This is a genomic window from Dietzia sp. B19 (assembly GCF_014145155.1).
In the GTDB taxonomy this organism is placed as follows: domain Bacteria; phylum Actinomycetota; class Actinomycetes; order Mycobacteriales; family Mycobacteriaceae; genus Dietzia; species Dietzia natronolimnaea.
The window spans coordinates 1-16,131 of record NZ_JAALED010000077.1 but is presented as its reverse complement, the minus strand read 5'-3'; the positions used below and the strand labels follow the sequence as shown (position 1 = coordinate 16,131).

General features: G+C 70.3%; 16 protein-coding genes and 1 pseudogene. 5 read left to right on the top strand and 12 right to left on the bottom strand.

Annotated features, from left to right (window positions below):
- The 5 genes from G6020_RS03160 to prfB form a co-directional block, all read right to left on the bottom strand.
- Window positions 1–639, bottom strand: a 639-nt coding sequence (locus G6020_RS03160) for a permease-like cell division protein FtsX (protein WP_241732547.1), incomplete at its 3' end; no start/stop codon positions are given.
- Window positions 639–1,328 carry a cell division ATP-binding protein FtsE gene (ftsE, locus tag G6020_RS03155; RefSeq protein WP_179524825.1) on the bottom strand — a complete coding sequence of 230 codons (690 nt, stop codon included), beginning with the start codon at window positions 1,326–1,328 and terminating at the stop codon, window positions 639–641. The genes G6020_RS03160 and ftsE, both read right to left, overlap by 1 nt.
- Before the next feature lie 53 nt (window positions 1,329–1,381).
- The gene (locus G6020_RS03150) at window positions 1,382–2,056 is read right to left on the bottom strand and encodes a hypothetical protein (protein WP_182609625.1); all 675 of its coding nucleotides are present in this window, start codon (window positions 2,054–2,056) and stop codon (window positions 1,382–1,384) included.
- The gene (locus G6020_RS03145) at window positions 2,056–2,952 is read right to left on the bottom strand and encodes a mechanosensitive ion channel domain-containing protein (protein WP_182609624.1); all 897 of its coding nucleotides are present in this window, start codon (window positions 2,950–2,952) and stop codon (window positions 2,056–2,058) included. The genes G6020_RS03150 and G6020_RS03145 overlap by 1 nt, the downstream gene beginning before the upstream one ends.
- Complete coding sequence (prfB, locus tag G6020_RS03140) at window positions 2,949–4,058, bottom strand: peptide chain release factor 2 (protein ID WP_179524822.1); 1,110 nt, start codon at window positions 4,056–4,058, stop codon at window positions 2,949–2,951. Before prfB ends, G6020_RS03145 begins: the two co-directional genes overlap by 4 nt.
- Window positions 4,059–4,224: 166 nt before the next feature.
- Here prfB and G6020_RS03135 point away from each other — a divergent pair, with 166 nt between their 5' ends.
- The 4 genes from G6020_RS03135 (at window position 4,225) to G6020_RS03120 (ending at window position 8,441) form a co-directional block, all read left to right on the top strand.
- Window positions 4,225–5,034, top strand: coding sequence for an inositol monophosphatase (locus G6020_RS03135; RefSeq protein WP_182609623.1), 810 nt, complete (start codon window positions 4,225–4,227; stop codon window positions 5,032–5,034).
- A gap of 120 nt (window positions 5,035–5,154) precedes the next feature.
- Entirely contained in the window at window positions 5,155–6,561 is a 1,407-nt protein-coding gene (locus tag G6020_RS03130) for an acyl-CoA dehydrogenase family protein (RefSeq protein ID WP_179524820.1), read from the top strand.
- Window positions 6,562–6,610: 49 nt separating this feature from the next.
- The gene (locus G6020_RS03125; protein WP_179524819.1) at window positions 6,611–7,816 is read left to right on the top strand and encodes an acyl-CoA dehydrogenase family protein; all 1,206 of its coding nucleotides are present in this window, start codon (window positions 6,611–6,613) and stop codon (window positions 7,814–7,816) included.
- A gap of 136 nt (window positions 7,817–7,952) precedes the next feature.
- Window positions 7,953–8,441 (top strand): GAF domain-containing protein, encoded by a 489-nt coding sequence (locus G6020_RS03120; RefSeq protein WP_179524818.1) that lies wholly within the window; start codon window positions 7,953–7,955, stop codon window positions 8,439–8,441.
- An 18-nt stretch (window positions 8,442–8,459) separates the two neighbouring features.
- Here G6020_RS03120 and G6020_RS03115 read toward each other — a convergent pair whose 3' ends face one another.
- The 3 genes from G6020_RS03115 to G6020_RS03105 form a co-directional block, all read right to left on the bottom strand.
- Window positions 8,460–8,990, bottom strand: a complete 531-nt coding sequence (locus tag G6020_RS03115) for a hypothetical protein (protein ID WP_182609622.1) — start codon at window positions 8,988–8,990, stop codon at window positions 8,460–8,462.
- A gap of 87 nt (window positions 8,991–9,077) precedes the next feature.
- A complete protein-coding gene (locus tag G6020_RS03110) occupies window positions 9,078–9,788 on the bottom strand; it encodes a peptidase S1 (protein ID WP_179524816.1) in 711 nt (236 codons plus the stop codon).
- Window positions 9,789–9,953: 165 nt separating this feature from the next.
- On the bottom strand, window positions 9,954–10,556 hold the full coding sequence (locus G6020_RS03105) for a TetR/AcrR family transcriptional regulator (protein ID WP_179524815.1): 603 nt from the start codon (window positions 10,554–10,556) through the stop codon (window positions 9,954–9,956).
- Window positions 10,557–10,713: 157 nt separating this feature from the next.
- Between G6020_RS03105 and G6020_RS03100 the strand changes: the two genes are divergently transcribed.
- Window positions 10,714–11,874 (top strand): acyl-CoA dehydrogenase family protein, encoded by a 1,161-nt coding sequence (locus G6020_RS03100; protein WP_179524814.1) that lies wholly within the window; start codon window positions 10,714–10,716, stop codon window positions 11,872–11,874.
- Window positions 11,875–11,884: 10 nt separating this feature from the next.
- Here the strand turns inward: G6020_RS03100 and G6020_RS03095 are convergent, their stop codons facing one another.
- From G6020_RS03095 to G6020_RS03080, 4 genes and pseudogenes are all read right to left on the bottom strand, one after another.
- Window positions 11,885–13,021 carry an FAD-dependent oxidoreductase gene (locus G6020_RS03095; RefSeq protein ID WP_347238295.1) on the bottom strand — a complete coding sequence of 379 codons (1,137 nt, stop codon included), beginning with the start codon at window positions 13,019–13,021 and terminating at the stop codon, window positions 11,885–11,887.
- 397 nt (window positions 13,022–13,418) lie between these two features.
- Window positions 13,419–14,192 (bottom strand): enoyl-CoA hydratase-related protein, encoded by a 774-nt coding sequence (locus tag G6020_RS03090; RefSeq protein WP_347238294.1) that lies wholly within the window; start codon window positions 14,190–14,192, stop codon window positions 13,419–13,421.
- A gap of 37 nt (window positions 14,193–14,229) precedes the next feature.
- Window positions 14,230–15,696, bottom strand: coding sequence for an aldehyde dehydrogenase (locus G6020_RS03085; RefSeq protein ID WP_182609619.1), 1,467 nt, complete (start codon window positions 15,694–15,696; stop codon window positions 14,230–14,232).
- A 231-nt stretch (window positions 15,697–15,927) separates the two neighbouring features.
- Window positions 15,928–16,131: pseudogene (locus tag G6020_RS03080) on the bottom strand (bacitracin ABC transporter permease); the annotation flags it as partial.

Genomic DNA, 16,131 nt, shown 5'->3' with positions numbered 1-16,131 from the left:
TCCCACCAGTCGCATGATCCCCAGCGCGGTCCGGCGGGTGAAGGCCGCGATCTGCGTCATGTTGGCGATGAGCAGGACGGTGGCCAGGAGCTGGACCACCGCGACGGCGAACGCGGCGTTCCGGATGCCGTCCAGGACGGAGAAGACGCGCTCGACCAGCTCCCCCTGCCCCTGCACGACCTCGATCCCCGCGACACCCTCCAGGTCCTCGGCCACGGACTCCGCACGGGTGGGGTCGTCGAGGGTGAGCGTGAATCGCGACCCCAGGGCGTCCGGGGAGGTCGACTCCACCAGGACGGGGTCGGTGGAGGCGAAGAGCTCGACGAACTCCTCGTACGTCTCCTGCGGGTTCCTGTACTCCACCGAGGCCACGCCGGCCGTGGCCTCCAACTCGTCCCGGATCTCACCGCACGCCGAGGTGCAGTCGGGGTCCTCGAGGGAGATGGCCCGGTCCACGTAGACACGGAACTCGTTGAGGTAGTCGTACTTGACCTGGCTGGCCGAGGCGGTCATGACCACCAGCACCCCGGCGCCGAGCATCGCCAACGCGACGGCGGTGGTGATGATCATGGCCAGCGTCATCGACAGGTTGCGGCGCAGGCCCTGTGCGACCTCGGACGCGATGAACCGCGCGGCCATCAGCGCCCCACCCCGTAGGTGCCGCGGGAGTCGTCGCGGACGACCCTTCCGTCGACCAACTCCACCACGCGGCGTCGCGAGCGGTCGACGATGTGTCGGTCGTGCGTGGCCATGAGGACCGTGGTCCCGGTCCGGTTGATCCGGTCGAGCAGCAGCATGATGTCCTCGCTGGTCTCGGGGTCGAGGTTGCCGGTCGGCTCGTCGGCGAGCAACAGCCTCGGTCGGTTGACGAACGCCCTCGCGATCGCCACACGTTGCTGTTCACCGCCGGAGAGCTCGTGCGGTCGGCGACCGGCCTCACGACCCAGACCCACCATCTCGAGCGTCTCGGGGACGACCTTGTCGATCGTCCGGCGGGACTTACCGATCACCTGCAGCGCGAACGCCACGTTCTCGGCCACGGTCTTACCCGGCAGCAGACGGAAATCCTGGAAGACGCAGCCGAGCGAGCGACGCAGCGACGGCACGGACGAGGCCTTCATCCTGGTGAGGTCGTGGCCGGCGACGACCAGGGTCCCGGAGTCGGGCCGGTCCTCGCGGAGCAACAGGCGCAGGAAGGTCGACTTTCCCGACCCGGAGGCGCCGATGAGGAAGGCGAACTCGCCCTCGGCGATCTCGACGGTCACGTCGGACAGAGCCGGACGCGTCGAGGACGCGTACGACTTGGTCACATGGGAAGCACTGATCACTCGAGTAGCGTAGCGCTACTCCAGTCACACGGCAGGCAAAGGACCCGTCGGTGTCAGCCCGTGGTCACGGGATTCCCACCGGCCCCGGCGTCGCCGGAATCCTCTCCCTGCGGCGACTGCTCCTGCGGCGACTGCTCCTGCGGTGTCTGCTGCGGCGGCGCCTGCTGCCCGGTCGCTCCCGTGGGGGACGTCGGGGTCTGGCGTCCCGGCGGCGGCGTCGTTCCGGTGACCGGCGGGGACGTCTGCGGAGTGGCGGTCGGAACCGTCGTCTGGTCGACCGTGGTCCCCGGGGTCGGCGACTCCTCGACGGGTGTCGTCCCCTCGGCCGGCGCGGGCGGTTCGGTCTCGGCGGTGTCCGTCTGGGGCGGTGGGGTACCGAAACTGGCGACCGGCTGGTCCTTGACCAGCGAATAGAGCATCGCGAACAGGACGAACGCCACCAGCAGGATCGCGGTGGTCCGCGACATCCTGAAGAACTCCCCGAGCAGGGACACGATCTTCGGTCGCGGCCGACGGGACGGCGCATCGGGATCGGTGGTCCCCCCGAGACCCAACGGATCGCCGCTGATCAGGGGCTCACGCGTGGTCGCCGCCTCGGTCCGCGCGCTGTCCTCGGCCTCCGGGCCGAGCTCGCCGGACGAGACCGCGTCGGAGGTCGTGCCCTCAGGTGTGTGGTCGTCGGGCGTGTGGTCTTCGGCTGTCGTGTCGTCGTCTCGGCGCTCGGCCATCACGCGCTCCCCTCTCCGGTCTGCGGTCGGAGCATGCCCGCCCGGATCGCGGCCAGGGCCTCGGGCTCCAGAACGATCCCCTCCGCGCGGAACCGGCGCAGGATGACCGCGCGCATCCGTCGGCCCACCTCCCACTGCATGCCGGGCTTGGTCCGGGCCAGCAACCGGATCACGGTCTGCTCAAGCCGGATCGACTGCACACCCATCACGGTGGGTTCGTCCAGGACGTACTGGCCCACCCGCTCGTCGTCGGTGATCTCGCGACAGACCTGTGCGAGCACCTCGTTGGCCTTGTCCATGTCGGCGTTGTTGGGCACCGGGACGTCGATGATCGCACGCGCCCAGTCCTGCGACTGGTTGATCGCGGTGACGATCTGGCCGTTGGGGACGATCACCGCCTCGCCGTCGAGGGTCCGCAGGCGGGTGATGCGCAGGGTGACGTCCTCGACGGTTCCCGCGGTGACGCCCGTCGCAGTGGTGAGCTCCACGATGTCGCCGTAGCCGTATTGACGCTCGGCCAGGACGAAGAACCCGGCCAGGAAGTCCTGGACGATCTTCTGGGCACCGAAGCCCAGCGCCGCACCGAGCACGGTGGCCGGGGCGACGAGTGCGACCAGGTTGACGCCGAAGCGCAGGAGGATCTGGATTCCGAACAGGATGTACAGCACGCCCACGGCGACGTACGAGATCACCTGGATCAGCGAGTGGAGGTGCTTGGACTCCTCCGACCAGAAATCCTCGTCGGTGTGTTTGGCGTCGATCCGACCGGTCCACATCCGCGCGATCTTGGCGATCACCCGCGTCATCAGGGCGGCGCCCAGCACGAGGAGGACGACCTCGAGGCCGTTGTTGCTGAGCCAGTTCAGGATGGGATTGAAGTCAGTCTGGAACCTCACTCCGCGTCGGCCCCCTCCCGCATCCGCCACCGGATGCCCGCCTCGATGAACCCGTCCAGGTCGCCGTCCAGGACCGCCGACGGGTTGTTGACCTCGAACTCCGTCCGCAGGTCCTTGACCATCTGGTACGGGTGCAGGACGTACGACCGCATCTGGTTACCCCAGGAGGCGTTGCCGCCCGAACCGAGCGCGTCCATGGCGGCCCGCTCCTCCTGTTGCTTGCGTGCGAGCAGCTTGGCCTGCAGGACCTTCATGGCCGCGACCTTGTTCTGCAACTGCGACTTCTCGTTCTGACACGTCACCACGATCCCGGTGGGGACGTGGGTGAGGCGGACCGCCGAGTCGGTCGTGTTGACGGACTGCCCGCCGGGGCCGGACGAGCGGTAGACGTCGACGCGCACCTCGTTCTCGTTGACCTCGATCGAGTCGGTCGTCTCCACCACCGGCAGCACCTCGACCTCGGCGAACGAGGTCTGCCGCCTGCCCTGGTTGTCGAACGGGCTGATGCGGACGAGTCGGTGGGTCCCCTGCTCGACGGAGAGTGTGCCGTACATGTACGGGTCATGGACGACGAAGGTCGCCGACTTGATGCCCGCCTCCTCCGCGTACGAGGTGTCGTACACCTCGACCTTGTGGCCGGCCTTCTCCGCCCACCGCACATACATGCGCATGAGCATCTCGGCGAAGTCCGCGGCGTCGACACCGCCGGCACCGGCACGGATGTTGACCACGGCCTCACGCTGGTCGTACTCGCCGCTGAGCATCGTCTTGACCTCGATGGCCTCGACGTCCTCACGCAGCTGGAGGCGCTCGGCGTCCGCGTCCTCGACGGCTCCGTCCCCCTCCTCCTCCGCCAGCTCGTACATCAGCGGGAGGTCCTCGATGCGTTGGCGCAGCTCGCGACACCTGCGCAGGTCGGCCTGGATGTAGGAGAGCTCGCTGGTGACCTTCTGCGCCCGGTCCTGGTCGTTCCACAGGTCGGGGTCGGCGGCCATCTGCTCCAGCTCGTCGACACGGCGGGCGAGCTCCTCGATGTCGAGGACCTTCTCGACCGTGGTCATGGTGGCGTCGAGGGCTGCGATGTCGGCGGAAACGTCGGGGTGCACGGGATCCAACTCTACGCGGCCGGGCGTCCGCCCCGCGTTTCCCCACCCGCCACCCTCCCGCGGTCCGGCGCACACCCCGTCGTCGACTCACGGGGGTAGCGTCGCGGGCGACGGACCCGCTACCGCCCGAGGTCAGCGGGCCACTGCGGCCCAGCGGAGGAAACCGATGTCCCCTGAGACCCGCCACCTGCGCCCTCCGTCCGACGAGGCCGTCGCGCCGATGACCGACGCGGACCTGGCCGCCAGACTCGTCGTCGACGCCGGGTCCCTGGCTCGACGTCTGCGCGAGGACGGCCTGGACGTCCGCCACAAGACCTCGGTCTCCGACGTGGTCACCGAGGCCGACCGGGCCGCCGAGCGCCAGATCACCGCCCTCCTGTCCCGCCACCGCCCTGACGACGGGGTCCTCGGCGAGGAGGGCACCCTGGTCCCCGGTCGTCACGAACGCAGGTGGGTCGTCGACCCGGTCGACGGGACCTACAACTTCGTCAGCGGCTCGGACTACTGGTGTTCGGCCGTGGCCGTCACCGGGCCGGACGACTACCTGCTCGGGGCCGTCCACCGGCCCGTCACCGGGGACACCTTCGTCGGGGGTTCGGACGTACCCACCCGTCGGAACGGCGTCCCCGTGACCCGACTCACCCCCGGCGACCTCGCCGCCGGCAGTCTGGCCACCTATCTCCACCCGCCGTTCTTCGCCGACCCCGACCTCGCCGACCCCTTCCACCGGGTCAGCCGAGGTGCGGCGACGATCCGGATGCTCGGATCGGGCTCCGTCGACCTGGCGTCGGTCGCCTGCGGCGTCCACTCGGTGTGGTGTCAGCACTCGTGCCCGGAGTGGGACTGGCTCCCCGGACGGGCCCTGGTCGAGGGCGCGGGTGGGCTCTGCGCGACCGTCGAGGTGAACGGCTACGACTGGTTCGTGGCGGGCCGTCCGGGGGCCGTCGAGCAGGCCGTGGCGCTCCTCCGGGACTGAGCCCGAGGCTCTCACCAGGGGCTGGGACGACTTGAGGGCAAAGTCTGGCGTTCGGAACTTACTCCGAAGTAAGATGTCCCCGACAGCACCGTCCACCGTCCGTCACGAGAACAGCTGGTGATGATGAGCAAGAACCCCACGTCCCCGTCCACGACCGGACGCGCGGAGGCCTCCACCCCGGGTAAGAACCCCACGAGGATCGACGCGATCGGAGCCGCGATGCGCGCGCTCACGACGATCACCGGGTCGGAGTTCGCCGAGCGCTTCAATCTGCGCCAGAAGGTCGACCGGGTCACCTACGAGGCCACCAAGACCGGCTTCAAGACCCTCGGCGCCGCCACCAAGTCGTTCAAGAAGGTCTCCGGATCCGGCGCGCCCAAGCGTCTGCCCGACGCCGACTCCGAGGCGAGGCCCGACCTGTTCGACCTCACCCTGGACGACGACCAGCAGATGATCGTCGAGACAGTCCGGGACTTCGCCGCCGAGGTCGTCCGACCGGCCGCTCACGACGCGGACCACGCCGCCGAGGCCCCCGCGTCGCTGCTGACCCGGTCCGCCGAGATCGGCGCCACCATGCTCAACGTGCCCGAGGAGTTCGAGGGCATCGCCTCCGAGCGCGGCGTGGTGACCAACTCGCTGGTCGCCGAGGCGTTGGCCTACGGCGACATGGGTCTGGCCCTGCCGATCCTGGCGCCCTCCGGCGTCGCGACCACCCTGACCCAGTTCGGGTCGGACGCCCAGCAGAAGTCCTATCTGCCGGCCTTCGCCTCCGAGCAGGTCCCGGCGGCCGCCGTCGTGGTGGCCGAGCCCCGTCCGCTCTTCGATCCGTTCGAGCTCAAGACCACCGCCACCCGCGGGCCGGGTGGGTTCACGCTCAACGGCGTCAAGTCGATGGTGCCCACCGCCGGGAGCGCCGAGCTCTTCGTCGTCGCCGCCTCTCTCGACGGGTTCCCGACCCTCTTCGTGGTCGAGTCCGACACCGACGGACTCGTGGTGGAGGCGGACCCGTCCATGGGCCTGCGCGCCGCGGGTCTGGGGCGGATCGTCCTCACCGACGTCTCCCTCCCGGCCGACGCGGTCCTCGGTGGCCCCGACGCCTCCCCGGAGGAGCGGGCCGGGACCTATGCCGACGTGATCCGTCTGTCGCGACTGGGCTGGGCCTCGCTCGCGGTGGGCACCTCGCACGCGGTCCTCGACTACGTGACCCCGTACGTCAAGGAGCGCCAGGCCTTCGGCGAACCCGTCGCGCACCGCCAGGCGGTCGCCTTCGCCGTCGCCGACATGGCCACCGAGCTCGACGGCATGCGCCTGGTGACCTGGCGCGGCGCGTCGCGCGCCGAACAGGGTCTGCCCTTCGCACGCGAAGCGGCCCTCGCCCGCAAGATCGCCGCCGACAAAGGAATGAGGATCGGCCTCGACGGCGTCCAGCTGCTCGGTGGTCACGGCTTCACCAAGGAGCACCCCGTCGAGCGCTGGTACCGCGACCTGCGCGCCGTGGGTGTGGCCGAGGGCGTGGTGGTCCTGTGAGCACCGCCCACCTCGCCTCCCGCCCCACCAGCACGAAGGACCACTGACGATGATCAACCTCGAACTCCCCAAGCGGCTCGAGGCGGGCGCCAACCAGGCCCGCCAGGTCGCCACGCAGATCTTCCGTCCCGTCTCCCGCAAGTACGACCTCGCGGAGCACGAGTACCCCGTCGAGCTCGACACGCTCAAGGCCATGATGGAGGCCATGGAGGACGCCGGTCAGGCCGCCTCCGGTGCCACCATGGGCTCGGGCGGCGCACCGCGTCGCGAAGGCGTCTCCAACGGCGGCAACATGAAGTCGCTGCTCAACATCATCGAGACGTGCTGGGGCGACGTGGGCCTCACCCTCTCGATCCCCCGCCAGGGTCTGGGCAACTCCGCGATCGCCGCAGTGGCCAGCGAGGAGCAGATGGAGAAGTTCGGGCGGGTGTGGGCCTCCATGGCCATCACCGAGCCCGAGTTCGGGTCCGACTCGGCCGCCGTGTCGACCACCGCCCGCCTCGAGGGCGACGAGTACGTGATCAACGGCACCAAGATCTACGTGACCTCCGGCGCCCGCGCCGACCACATCGTGGTCTGGGCGACGCTGGACAAGACCAAGGGCCGCGCGGCCATCAAATCGTTCGTGGTCCCACGCGAGCACCCCGGTGTCTCCGTGGACCGGCTCGAGCACAAGCTCGGCATCCGCGCCTCGGATACCGCGCAGATCACCTTCGACAACTGCCGGATCCCCAAGGAGAACCTCCTGGGCGACCCGGAAGTCCGCGTGGACAAGGGCTTCGCCGGCGCCATGCAGACCTTCGACAACACCCGGCCGCTGGTGGCCGGCATGGCCGTCGGTGTCGCCCGCGCCGCGCTGGAGGAGATCCGCACCCTGCTCGAGGAGGCCGGACTCGAGATCGACTACGACCGGCCCGCCACCAGCCAGCCGGCCGCGGTGGCCAAGTACCTCGAGCTCGAGGCGGACTGGGAGTCCGCGTACCTGCTCACGCTCCGCGCCGCGTGGATGGCCGACAACAAGATGCCCAACACCAAGGAGGCGTCGATGTGCAAGGCCAAGGCCGGGCGCACCGGCTCCGCCGTCACCCTGGGCGCGGTCGAGCTGGCCGGCAGCTACGGCTACTCCGAGCGCAGCTTCCTGGAGAAGTGGTCGCGCGACTCCAAGATCCTCGACATCTTCGAGGGCACCCAGCAGATCCAGCAGCTGGTGATCGCGCGGCGCATCCTCGACCTGTCGAGCGCCGAACTGAAGTGAGCCGCGGCCGTATGCGCGGTTGAGAACGACGGACGCCTCCGTGGATCATTGATCCGCGGAGGCGTTCCTCGTTCGCGGGGCTCGCCCTTCCCGCACCCGTCCCACCCGAGCAGGTGCCCCGAGAGGAGCAGTTCCGATGGCGGCTGACGACGTTCCCCTGTTCAGGGCCCCGATGCGGTCGAGGGACGACGCCGTGGCGGACGGGGTGGGTGTCGAGCGGGGCCTGCGCGTCGGGCTCTGCGGCATGGGCGGCCGCCTGGCGGGGCCGCCACCCTCATCGCTCGCCGAGGCGGTCGACGCCGCCGCGGCACAGCACGACGACAGGCTGGCCCGCCGCCTCGAACGGTTCGCCCGGGTGCCCGACGGTGCATATGTGTGGACCCGGGACGTCGACGGCAACTACTGGCTCGGGCGTCTCGGGGGGCCGTGGCGCTACGACGACTCGGACGAGGCGCACGAGGTGGACCTGGTCCACGTCCGGGACTGCCGGTGGCGATCGGAGCCGACAGACCGGTCGATCGTCCCCGCCGCCGTGCGGGCCACGTTCGCCCGGGGTGGCCGCAACTGGCAGCGCATCCGGTCGGAGGCGGGTGCGGCCGAGACCGAAGAGCTGTGGAGGCGATGAGGGGCGTCGAACTACGTGCTACCCGGTCAGAGCCGGATCCACGAACTGCTCGTCCGCCTCGGCCCACACGTCCTCGCGTCCGATACCGTCGGGGTCGAGCCGATCGACCGTCTCGGGTAGGTACACCATCCGCACCATCTCCTGACCGTTCTGTTCCTCCGGCTGGTCCCCGGGCGCGGTGAACGCGGTGATCTCCACCGTCCCCGACCAGTCGGACCCCTGAACGGCCCGGAGCACGGCGATCGAATCGTCCTGCGCACTCTCCACGGCGGAGGACGGGGTGGGCCCCTGCCGGATCGGGAAGTCCACGGCCACGAGTCCTGGTTCGAACTCGACGCCGGCGTCCTCCACCTCCGCCGTGATGGCGTCGGCGAGCGCCGTCTGGGGGTCCTCCGCAGCGGGCTGCGCGGACTCCTCGGCGTTACCCGTGAACAAGAACACCATTACGCCGACGACGACCACCACGACGACCAGCGCGAGGATCATGAACACTCCGCGGCTCGCCCGGTCGCGTCGCTCGGGGGGAACAGGGGTGTCGGTGTGGGTCATTGGGTCACCTCTCGTCCGGGGTGACCCCAGTCGTACCAGGCGGGCCGGTGATCCACACCGGTTTCGGGCGGCCGGTCCGGCCGCCGGTCAGGCCATCCGGAAGCCGCGTCCGGGCCAGTTCCGGTCGGTGGCGTCGGCCACGATCGCGTCGAACGAGTACGCCAGCGCCGGGAGGAACACGGGTGACTGCACGGGGTGGAGGCAGGACGGCAGGAGAGCACCGATGCTTCCGACCGATCCCGCGGCCGGCGGCATGTGTCCGCCGGACAGCAACCCCACGAGGCGGCCGTCGCGGGTCACGGGCCCGCCGGAGTCCCCGTAGCCAGCACACGCATGGCTCCAGAACTCGTTGCCGTCGCGCTGCCACGTGATGCCGCAGGTATGCCCGGTGGACATCCCGTCCTTGCAGACCACGTCGCCGAATTCCGGGGCGGGACCGCGTCCGGTGACCCCGGGTTGGCGCACGGGCACAACGACGCCCGGGTTGAGGCGGATCACCGAGTAGTCGAGGATCTCGTTGCGCGTCGCGACGGTGCCGATGACACCGGCTCCCGGGTCGCCCCGGAGGATGACCGGGGCGTTGATCCGATCGCTGCAGTGGGCGGCGGTGAAGGCGACGGGCGTGCCGGCGGCGTCGTAACCCGCCGCGGTGAGGGTGCACCCGGCAACGCCGTTGACCAGCACGGGGGTGCCCCCGGAGACCGGGATCGCGGCCTGGGCCGCGGCGGGGGCCGCGAGGGCGGTCGCACCGGCCATCACGGCGGTCACTGCGAGCCTGGCCAGACCGGTGAACCTCATGAGCGTGTCCTTCCCACCCCGGCAGACTGCCCGGGTATACGCGCTCACAGCCTAACGGGCGCGGGCTCCGACTGCACGACGGGCGCGGGCCGCCCCTCGCGGCGGCCCGGCCGTCTGACGTGCCCGGTCGACCTGAGCTCCCCTCGACCTCAGTGCCCCTCGACCTCAGTGCCCCTCGACCGTGATCCTGATCGAGGGGCACTCGCCCGGGTCGCCACCGATATGCGCCCAGATGGCCTCGACCACGGGCCGGAGGAACAACTCCCCCACCTGGTCGACGAGCGTCCGGACCACCTGGACCTTGTCCGAGGTCCGCGTGGAGGCGAGACCCCCGCGCCGCAGCCCCTCGACCTCCCTGGTGGTGAGGTCGACGATCGCCTCCAGCAGCGGGGCCCCGCGGCCGTCGGGCTCCAGCAGGGCCCGGTTGAGGTAGCTCACGAGCTGCGGGTTCTGCCGGAGCATCTCGCGGACGGCGACGTTCCGGGCCTCCACCACCTCCGCGGCCGTCCCGGTGTGCTCCACCGTCGACAACGCCCCGACCACCCGCTCCACCACGAGATCGTCCACGGCGCGACGCAGGCCGTCCTTGGTGCCGAAGTGGTGCTGGATCAGTCCGATCGTCACCCCGACCTCGGCGGCCACCCGGCGCATCGAGACCCTGTCCTCGCCGTACTCGGCGTACAGGGCCAGTGCGGCGTAGCGGATCCGCGCCCGCGCCGTGAGGTCCCCGTCCGCGGCCACGCCCCGGTCGGCAGTGGTTCCGGCCATGCGCCCCACCCCTTCCCCGCCCTCGAACGGCGTCTGCGTTCGGTCGATGCCTGAGACGATACCGCGACAATACGATTGCATAGCAAAGCATGCACTCGTATTGTGGTGGTCGAGCGGGGCCGCCCGGGCCCACGCGACCGACCCCTGGAGACTCCCCGTGTTCGAGACCGCCCCCTACCGCTCCCCGTGGATGACCGACGACCTGGACGCCCTCCGCGCCCACACGCGTGCGTTCCTGGACAAGGAGACCGCGCCGAACCTCGAGCGGTGGGCCGCCGAGGGCGCCGTGGACCGCGGGTTCTGGAACAAGGCCGGCGATGCGGGCCTGCTGTGCATCTCCATCCCCGAGGAGTACGGCGGCGGCGGGGGCACGTTCGCGCACGAGACGGTCATCGCCGAGGAGCAGACCCGCGCGCTCGACGACGGCTGGGGCAACTCGGTCCACAGCACGATCGTGGCCCACTACCTGCTCCAGTACGGAACGGAGGAGCAGAAGACCCGCTTCCTGCCCAAGCTCGCCACCGGCGAGATGGTGGGGGCGATCGCCATGACCGAGCCCGGAGCGGGGTCCGACCTCCAGGCGCTGCGCACCACGGCGGTCCGGGACGGCGACGACCTGGTGGTCAACGGCGCCAAGACGTTCATCTCGAACGGCATGCACTGCGACCTGCTGATCATCGTGGCCCGCACCGGCGGCGAGGGCGCCCAGGGGTTGTCCCTGCTCCTCGCCGAGACCACCGACCTGCCGGGTTTCGACCGCGGTCGCAAGCTCGACAAGATCGGTCTGAAGTACCAGGACACGATGGAGCTGTTCTTCGACGACATGCGGATCCCCGCCGCCAACATCCTCGGCGGCGAGGAGGGTGAGGGCCAGGGCTTCATCCAGCTCATGCAGCAGTTGCCCCAGGAGCGGCTCATCATCGCCGTCACCGCCGTGGCGGCGGCCGAGACCGCGGTCCGGCTCGCGATCGACTACGCCAAGGAGCGCGAGGCGTTCGGCAAGCCCATCCTGAAGTTCCAGAACCTCCGCTTCGAGCTGGCCGAGTGCAAGACCGAGGCCCTGGCCGCGCGCACCCTCCTGGACCACTGCATCACCCTGCACCTGGAGGGCAAGCTGGACCCGGCCACGGCGTCCATGGCCAAGTACTTCTGCACCGACAAGCAGTGCGAGATCATCGACCGCTGCCTGCAGGTCTTCGGCGGCTACGGGTTCATGACCGAGTACCCGATCGCGCGGATGTACGCCTCCGCCCGCGTGCAGAAGATCTACGGCGGGACCAACGAGATCATGAAGGAACTGATCTCCCGGACGCTCTGATCACGGCTCTTCAGATTTCGGTCGTGATCGCACGGACGGCGTCACGGCCCGCCCGGTTGGCCCCCACGGTCGACTGGGACGGGCCGTAGCCGATCAGGAACAGCCGCGGCTCGTCGAGCGCCCGTCCGTCGACCACACGGATCCCCCCGGCCGGGGTGCGCAGACCGAGCGGCGCCAGGTGGGAGACGGCGGGCCGGAACCCGGTGGCCCACAGGATCGCGTCGGCGGGTTCGAGCGTCCCGTCCGGCATCCGCACCCCGTCGGGCTCGATCCGGGTGAACATCGGGTGTCGGACGAGCGCCCCGCGGGCCTCCGCGCGATCGATCCACGGGGTGCGGTACATGCCGGTCACCCGGATCACGCTCTCCGGCGCCAGCCCCATGGCCGTGCGCTCGGCGACCGCGGAGATGGCGGCCGAGAAGTTCTCCGGGGGCGGTCCCGTGGCCCACTCGATCTCCCGTCGGGTCACCCAGAAGGTGTCGGCCACGCGCGAGATCTCCTCGAGCAGTTGGGTCGCCGAGATCCCCGAGCCCACGACCACCACGCGCTGCCCGGCGAACTCCTCGGCCCGGACGTAGTCGTGGACGTGGACGTGTCGCCCGCGGAAGTCCTCGCGGCCGGGGTAGTGCGGCCAGAAGGGTCGCGTCCACGTCCCCGTGGCGTTGATGACGAACCGCGCGTGCCACACCTCGTCGTCGTCACCGGCCCCGTCGGACCGGGTGGTGACGACGACGAGGCGGCCGTCTCCCGTGCCGTCCCGCCGGTCCGGGGTGCGGCGCACCTGCCGCACCCACACCGGTCGCCTGACCCCCAGCGAGAACCGCTCCTCGTAGTCGGCGAAGTAGGCGGGCAACACCTCCCGGCTGGGCAGTGCGGGATCCACCTCGGGCACCGGGACGCCCGGGAGCCCGAAGATCCCGTTGACGGTGCTCATGGTGAGCGACTCCCACCGGTGCCGCCACGCCCCGCCGGGGCCGTCCTCGCCGTCGAGCATGACGTAGGTCCGATCGCCGGCGGTGGACCGGTCGGCGGGGACGAAGCCCCGGCGCTGCAGGTGGTACCCGGCGGACAGTCCGGCCTGCCCCGCACCGATCACCACCACGTCGACCGATCGCGAGTCGGTTCGCCACCGGACGGACAACGGCACCCTCCAGTTCATTCGGGTCCCGTGACTCGGAACGGCGACGGATTACTTATCGACCGCCATCTCTACCAGTTGCGACCACGCATGCTTGTCACGTGCCAGTGGCCCTTGTGGTTCTCAAAACAAGGATGGATTGATCGAGCCTGCTGCCCCTTCTCACGGAGCTTCTCAACGGCTCGATACGCCTGCAAACGATTAGGGTATGGAATCTTGGTGCACATGACGCCTCCATCAGGGGATGACTGACTGGAGTGACGCCTCGCTCATATCGAACGGCACGGTGGCGGTATGCGTTGATACGCCCGACTCACCCGCATTCCAAGGTCCACGGAGCCGGAGGGACGCCCCGACTCTAACCCGGTCCCGCGCGCGGCCGGGGCGGTTCAGGGCCGCGAACTGATCACGCCCCGTCGGGGAGCGCGGTGAAGTCCGCGGGCCGTCCCTCGGCGAACGCGGCCAGGGCCTCGGAGTTCGCGGGCCCGCCCATGAGTTCGGCGAAGCACTGGTTCTCGCGTTCACGCGCCTCGGCGATCTGGCGGGCCAGCGGCTCGACCATCGTCCGCTTGACCGCCCGCAGACTCGAGATCGGCAGCCTCGCCAGGCGCGTGGCGTGCTCGGTGGCCACCGTGAGTAGCTCCTCTGCAGGACACAGACGCCACACCAGGCCCATCTCGTGGGCCTCGGCGGCGCTGATCCACTCGGAGGACAGCAACACCCAGGCGGCGTTCTGACGACCCACGAGCCGAGGGAGCAGGTAGCTCGAGGCGGCCTCCGGCGCCACCCCGAGGCTGGTGAAGGGGCACTTGAGGCGGGCGTCGTCGGCCATGAAGGCAAGATCGGCGAACCCGATCACGGTCGTGCCGATCCCGAGGCCGAGCCCGTTGATCGCCAGGACCAGGGGCTTGTCGAACGCGGCCAGGGCGTCGATCAGGCCGATGAACCCGTGCTCACCAGGGACGGAGTCGGGATTGGTGACCCGCTCGGCCATCTCGACCAGGTCGGTCCCGGCACTGAACGCCCGGCCCTGCCCGGTGAGCAGCACCACCGCCACCGTCGGATCGGCCGACGCCTCGTGCAGCGCGACGGTGAGCGCGTCGTACAGCCCCTCGTCGAACGCGTTGAGCGCCTCCGGTCGCGCGAGCGTCAGGGTGCGGACCCGGTCGGCGTCCCGCACCTGTAGCGGCGATGTCCCCTCCCCGGCCACGGCGAGATCAGGCGCCGGCCGCGGGCGCGTCGAGGTAGACGGACTTGACCTCCGTGTACTGCGCCAGGCCCTCGGGGCCGAACTCGCGGCCGACCCCCGATGCCTTGAAACCGCCGAACGGGGCCGAGAAGTCCATCGTGTACGTGTTGACCCCGTAGGTCCCGGTGCGGACCCGGCGGGCCACGCCCAGCCCCGCCTCCCGGTCCGCCGTCCACACCGTGCCCGCCAGTCCGTACTCCGAGTCGTTGGCGATGCGGACGGCGTCGTCGACGTCGTCGTACGCGATCACCGACAGGACCGGCCCGAAGATCTCCTCCTGGGCGATCCGCATGGAGTTGTCGACCCCGGCGAACACGGTCGGCTGGACGTACCAGCCGGTGTCCAGACCGTCCGGGCGGCCGGTCCCGCCGGTGAGGAGCTGTGCACCTTCCTGCTGCCCGAGCTCGATGTAGGAGGACACGCGCTCCTGCTGCCTCTGCGCCACCATCGGCCCGATCTCCGTGGCGGGATCCAGCGGGTCACCGACGACCATCGACCCGATCCCCTCGGCCAGTGCCCGGGCGACCTCGTCGTGCCGCTCCCGGCTCACCAGGATCCGGGTCTGCGCCACGCACGCCTGCCCCGAGTTCATGACGCCCAGGAACTTGATCCCCTCGACCACACTCGCCAGGTCGGCGTCGTCCAGCACGATCGCCGCGGACTTGCCCCCGAGCTCCAGCGAACACCGCTTGAGCTGCTCGCCGCAGATCGCCCCGATCTTCCGGCCCGCCGCGGTGGACCCGGTGAAGGCCACCTTGTCGACCCCGGGGTGACGCACCAGGTGCTCCCCCACCTCGCGGCCGCCGGCCACGATGCTCACCACGCCCGCCGGCACCCCGGCCTCGATCAGCAGCTCACCCAGCAGGTAGGTGTCGAGCGGGGTCTCGGGGGCCGGCTTGATCACGATCGTGCAGCCGGTGAGCAGCGCCGGGATCAGCTTGGACAGCACGGTGAACTGGGGGACGTTCCACGGCGGGATCGCCGCGACCACGCCCACCGGCTCGTGGCGGACCAGCACCTCCCCGCCGAGCACGCCCGGCCGGGTCTCCTCCCACGGGAACTCGCGGGCGATGCTGACGAACGCCTCGATCTGCATCCACGGGGCGGGGGCCTGGGCCAGCTTGCTGAACGAGATCGGTGACCCCATCTCGGTGGAGATCAGGGTCGCCATGTCGTCCAGCCGTGCGGCGTAGAGGGCCGAGAGACGGGCGACCACCTCGATCCGCTCCTGGGGACTCATCCGCGGCCACGGACCCGAGTCGAACGCCTCCCGCGCCGCGGCCACGGCGGCGTCCATGTCGGCGACCGAGCCCTCCGGGACGCGGGCGACCATCTCCTCGGTGTGGGGACTGATCACCTCGATGACGCTGTCCGTCGCGGGAGAGCGCCACTCGGTGCCGATCAGAAAGGCGTCGCGGTCGAGGGAGGTGGTCATGGGCGGTCTCCTGGGTGTCACCGGGTGGGATCCTGTCGCAACGGACGCGCGAACAGACACCTGTCTACTGTAGGACCCCCGATGCGCTCGGGGTGCGTTTTCGAGAACGCGTTCCAGTGTGGTGTGCCGGCCCCCGGGGGATCGTGGGGTCCCCGGCGTCGGAGCCCCTCGGGCTCCCCGGCGTCGAGTCGCTCGGTCTCACCCCTCGGCATCGCCCCTCAGCAGCGCCCCTCAGCGGTCGAGCTGGAGCCTCCGCCATGTCGCGACCGTGAGCGCGGTGGAGACCAGCGGGATCACCCCGACCAGGGCGAGCTGCAGCGGCGACACCCCGCTGCCGCCGCTCATCGCCCACAGCGTCGGGGCGGCGAACGGCATCCATCCGCCGGCGCCGACGAGGACGCCGACCTGCGCCACGATGACGATCGCTATCGTCGC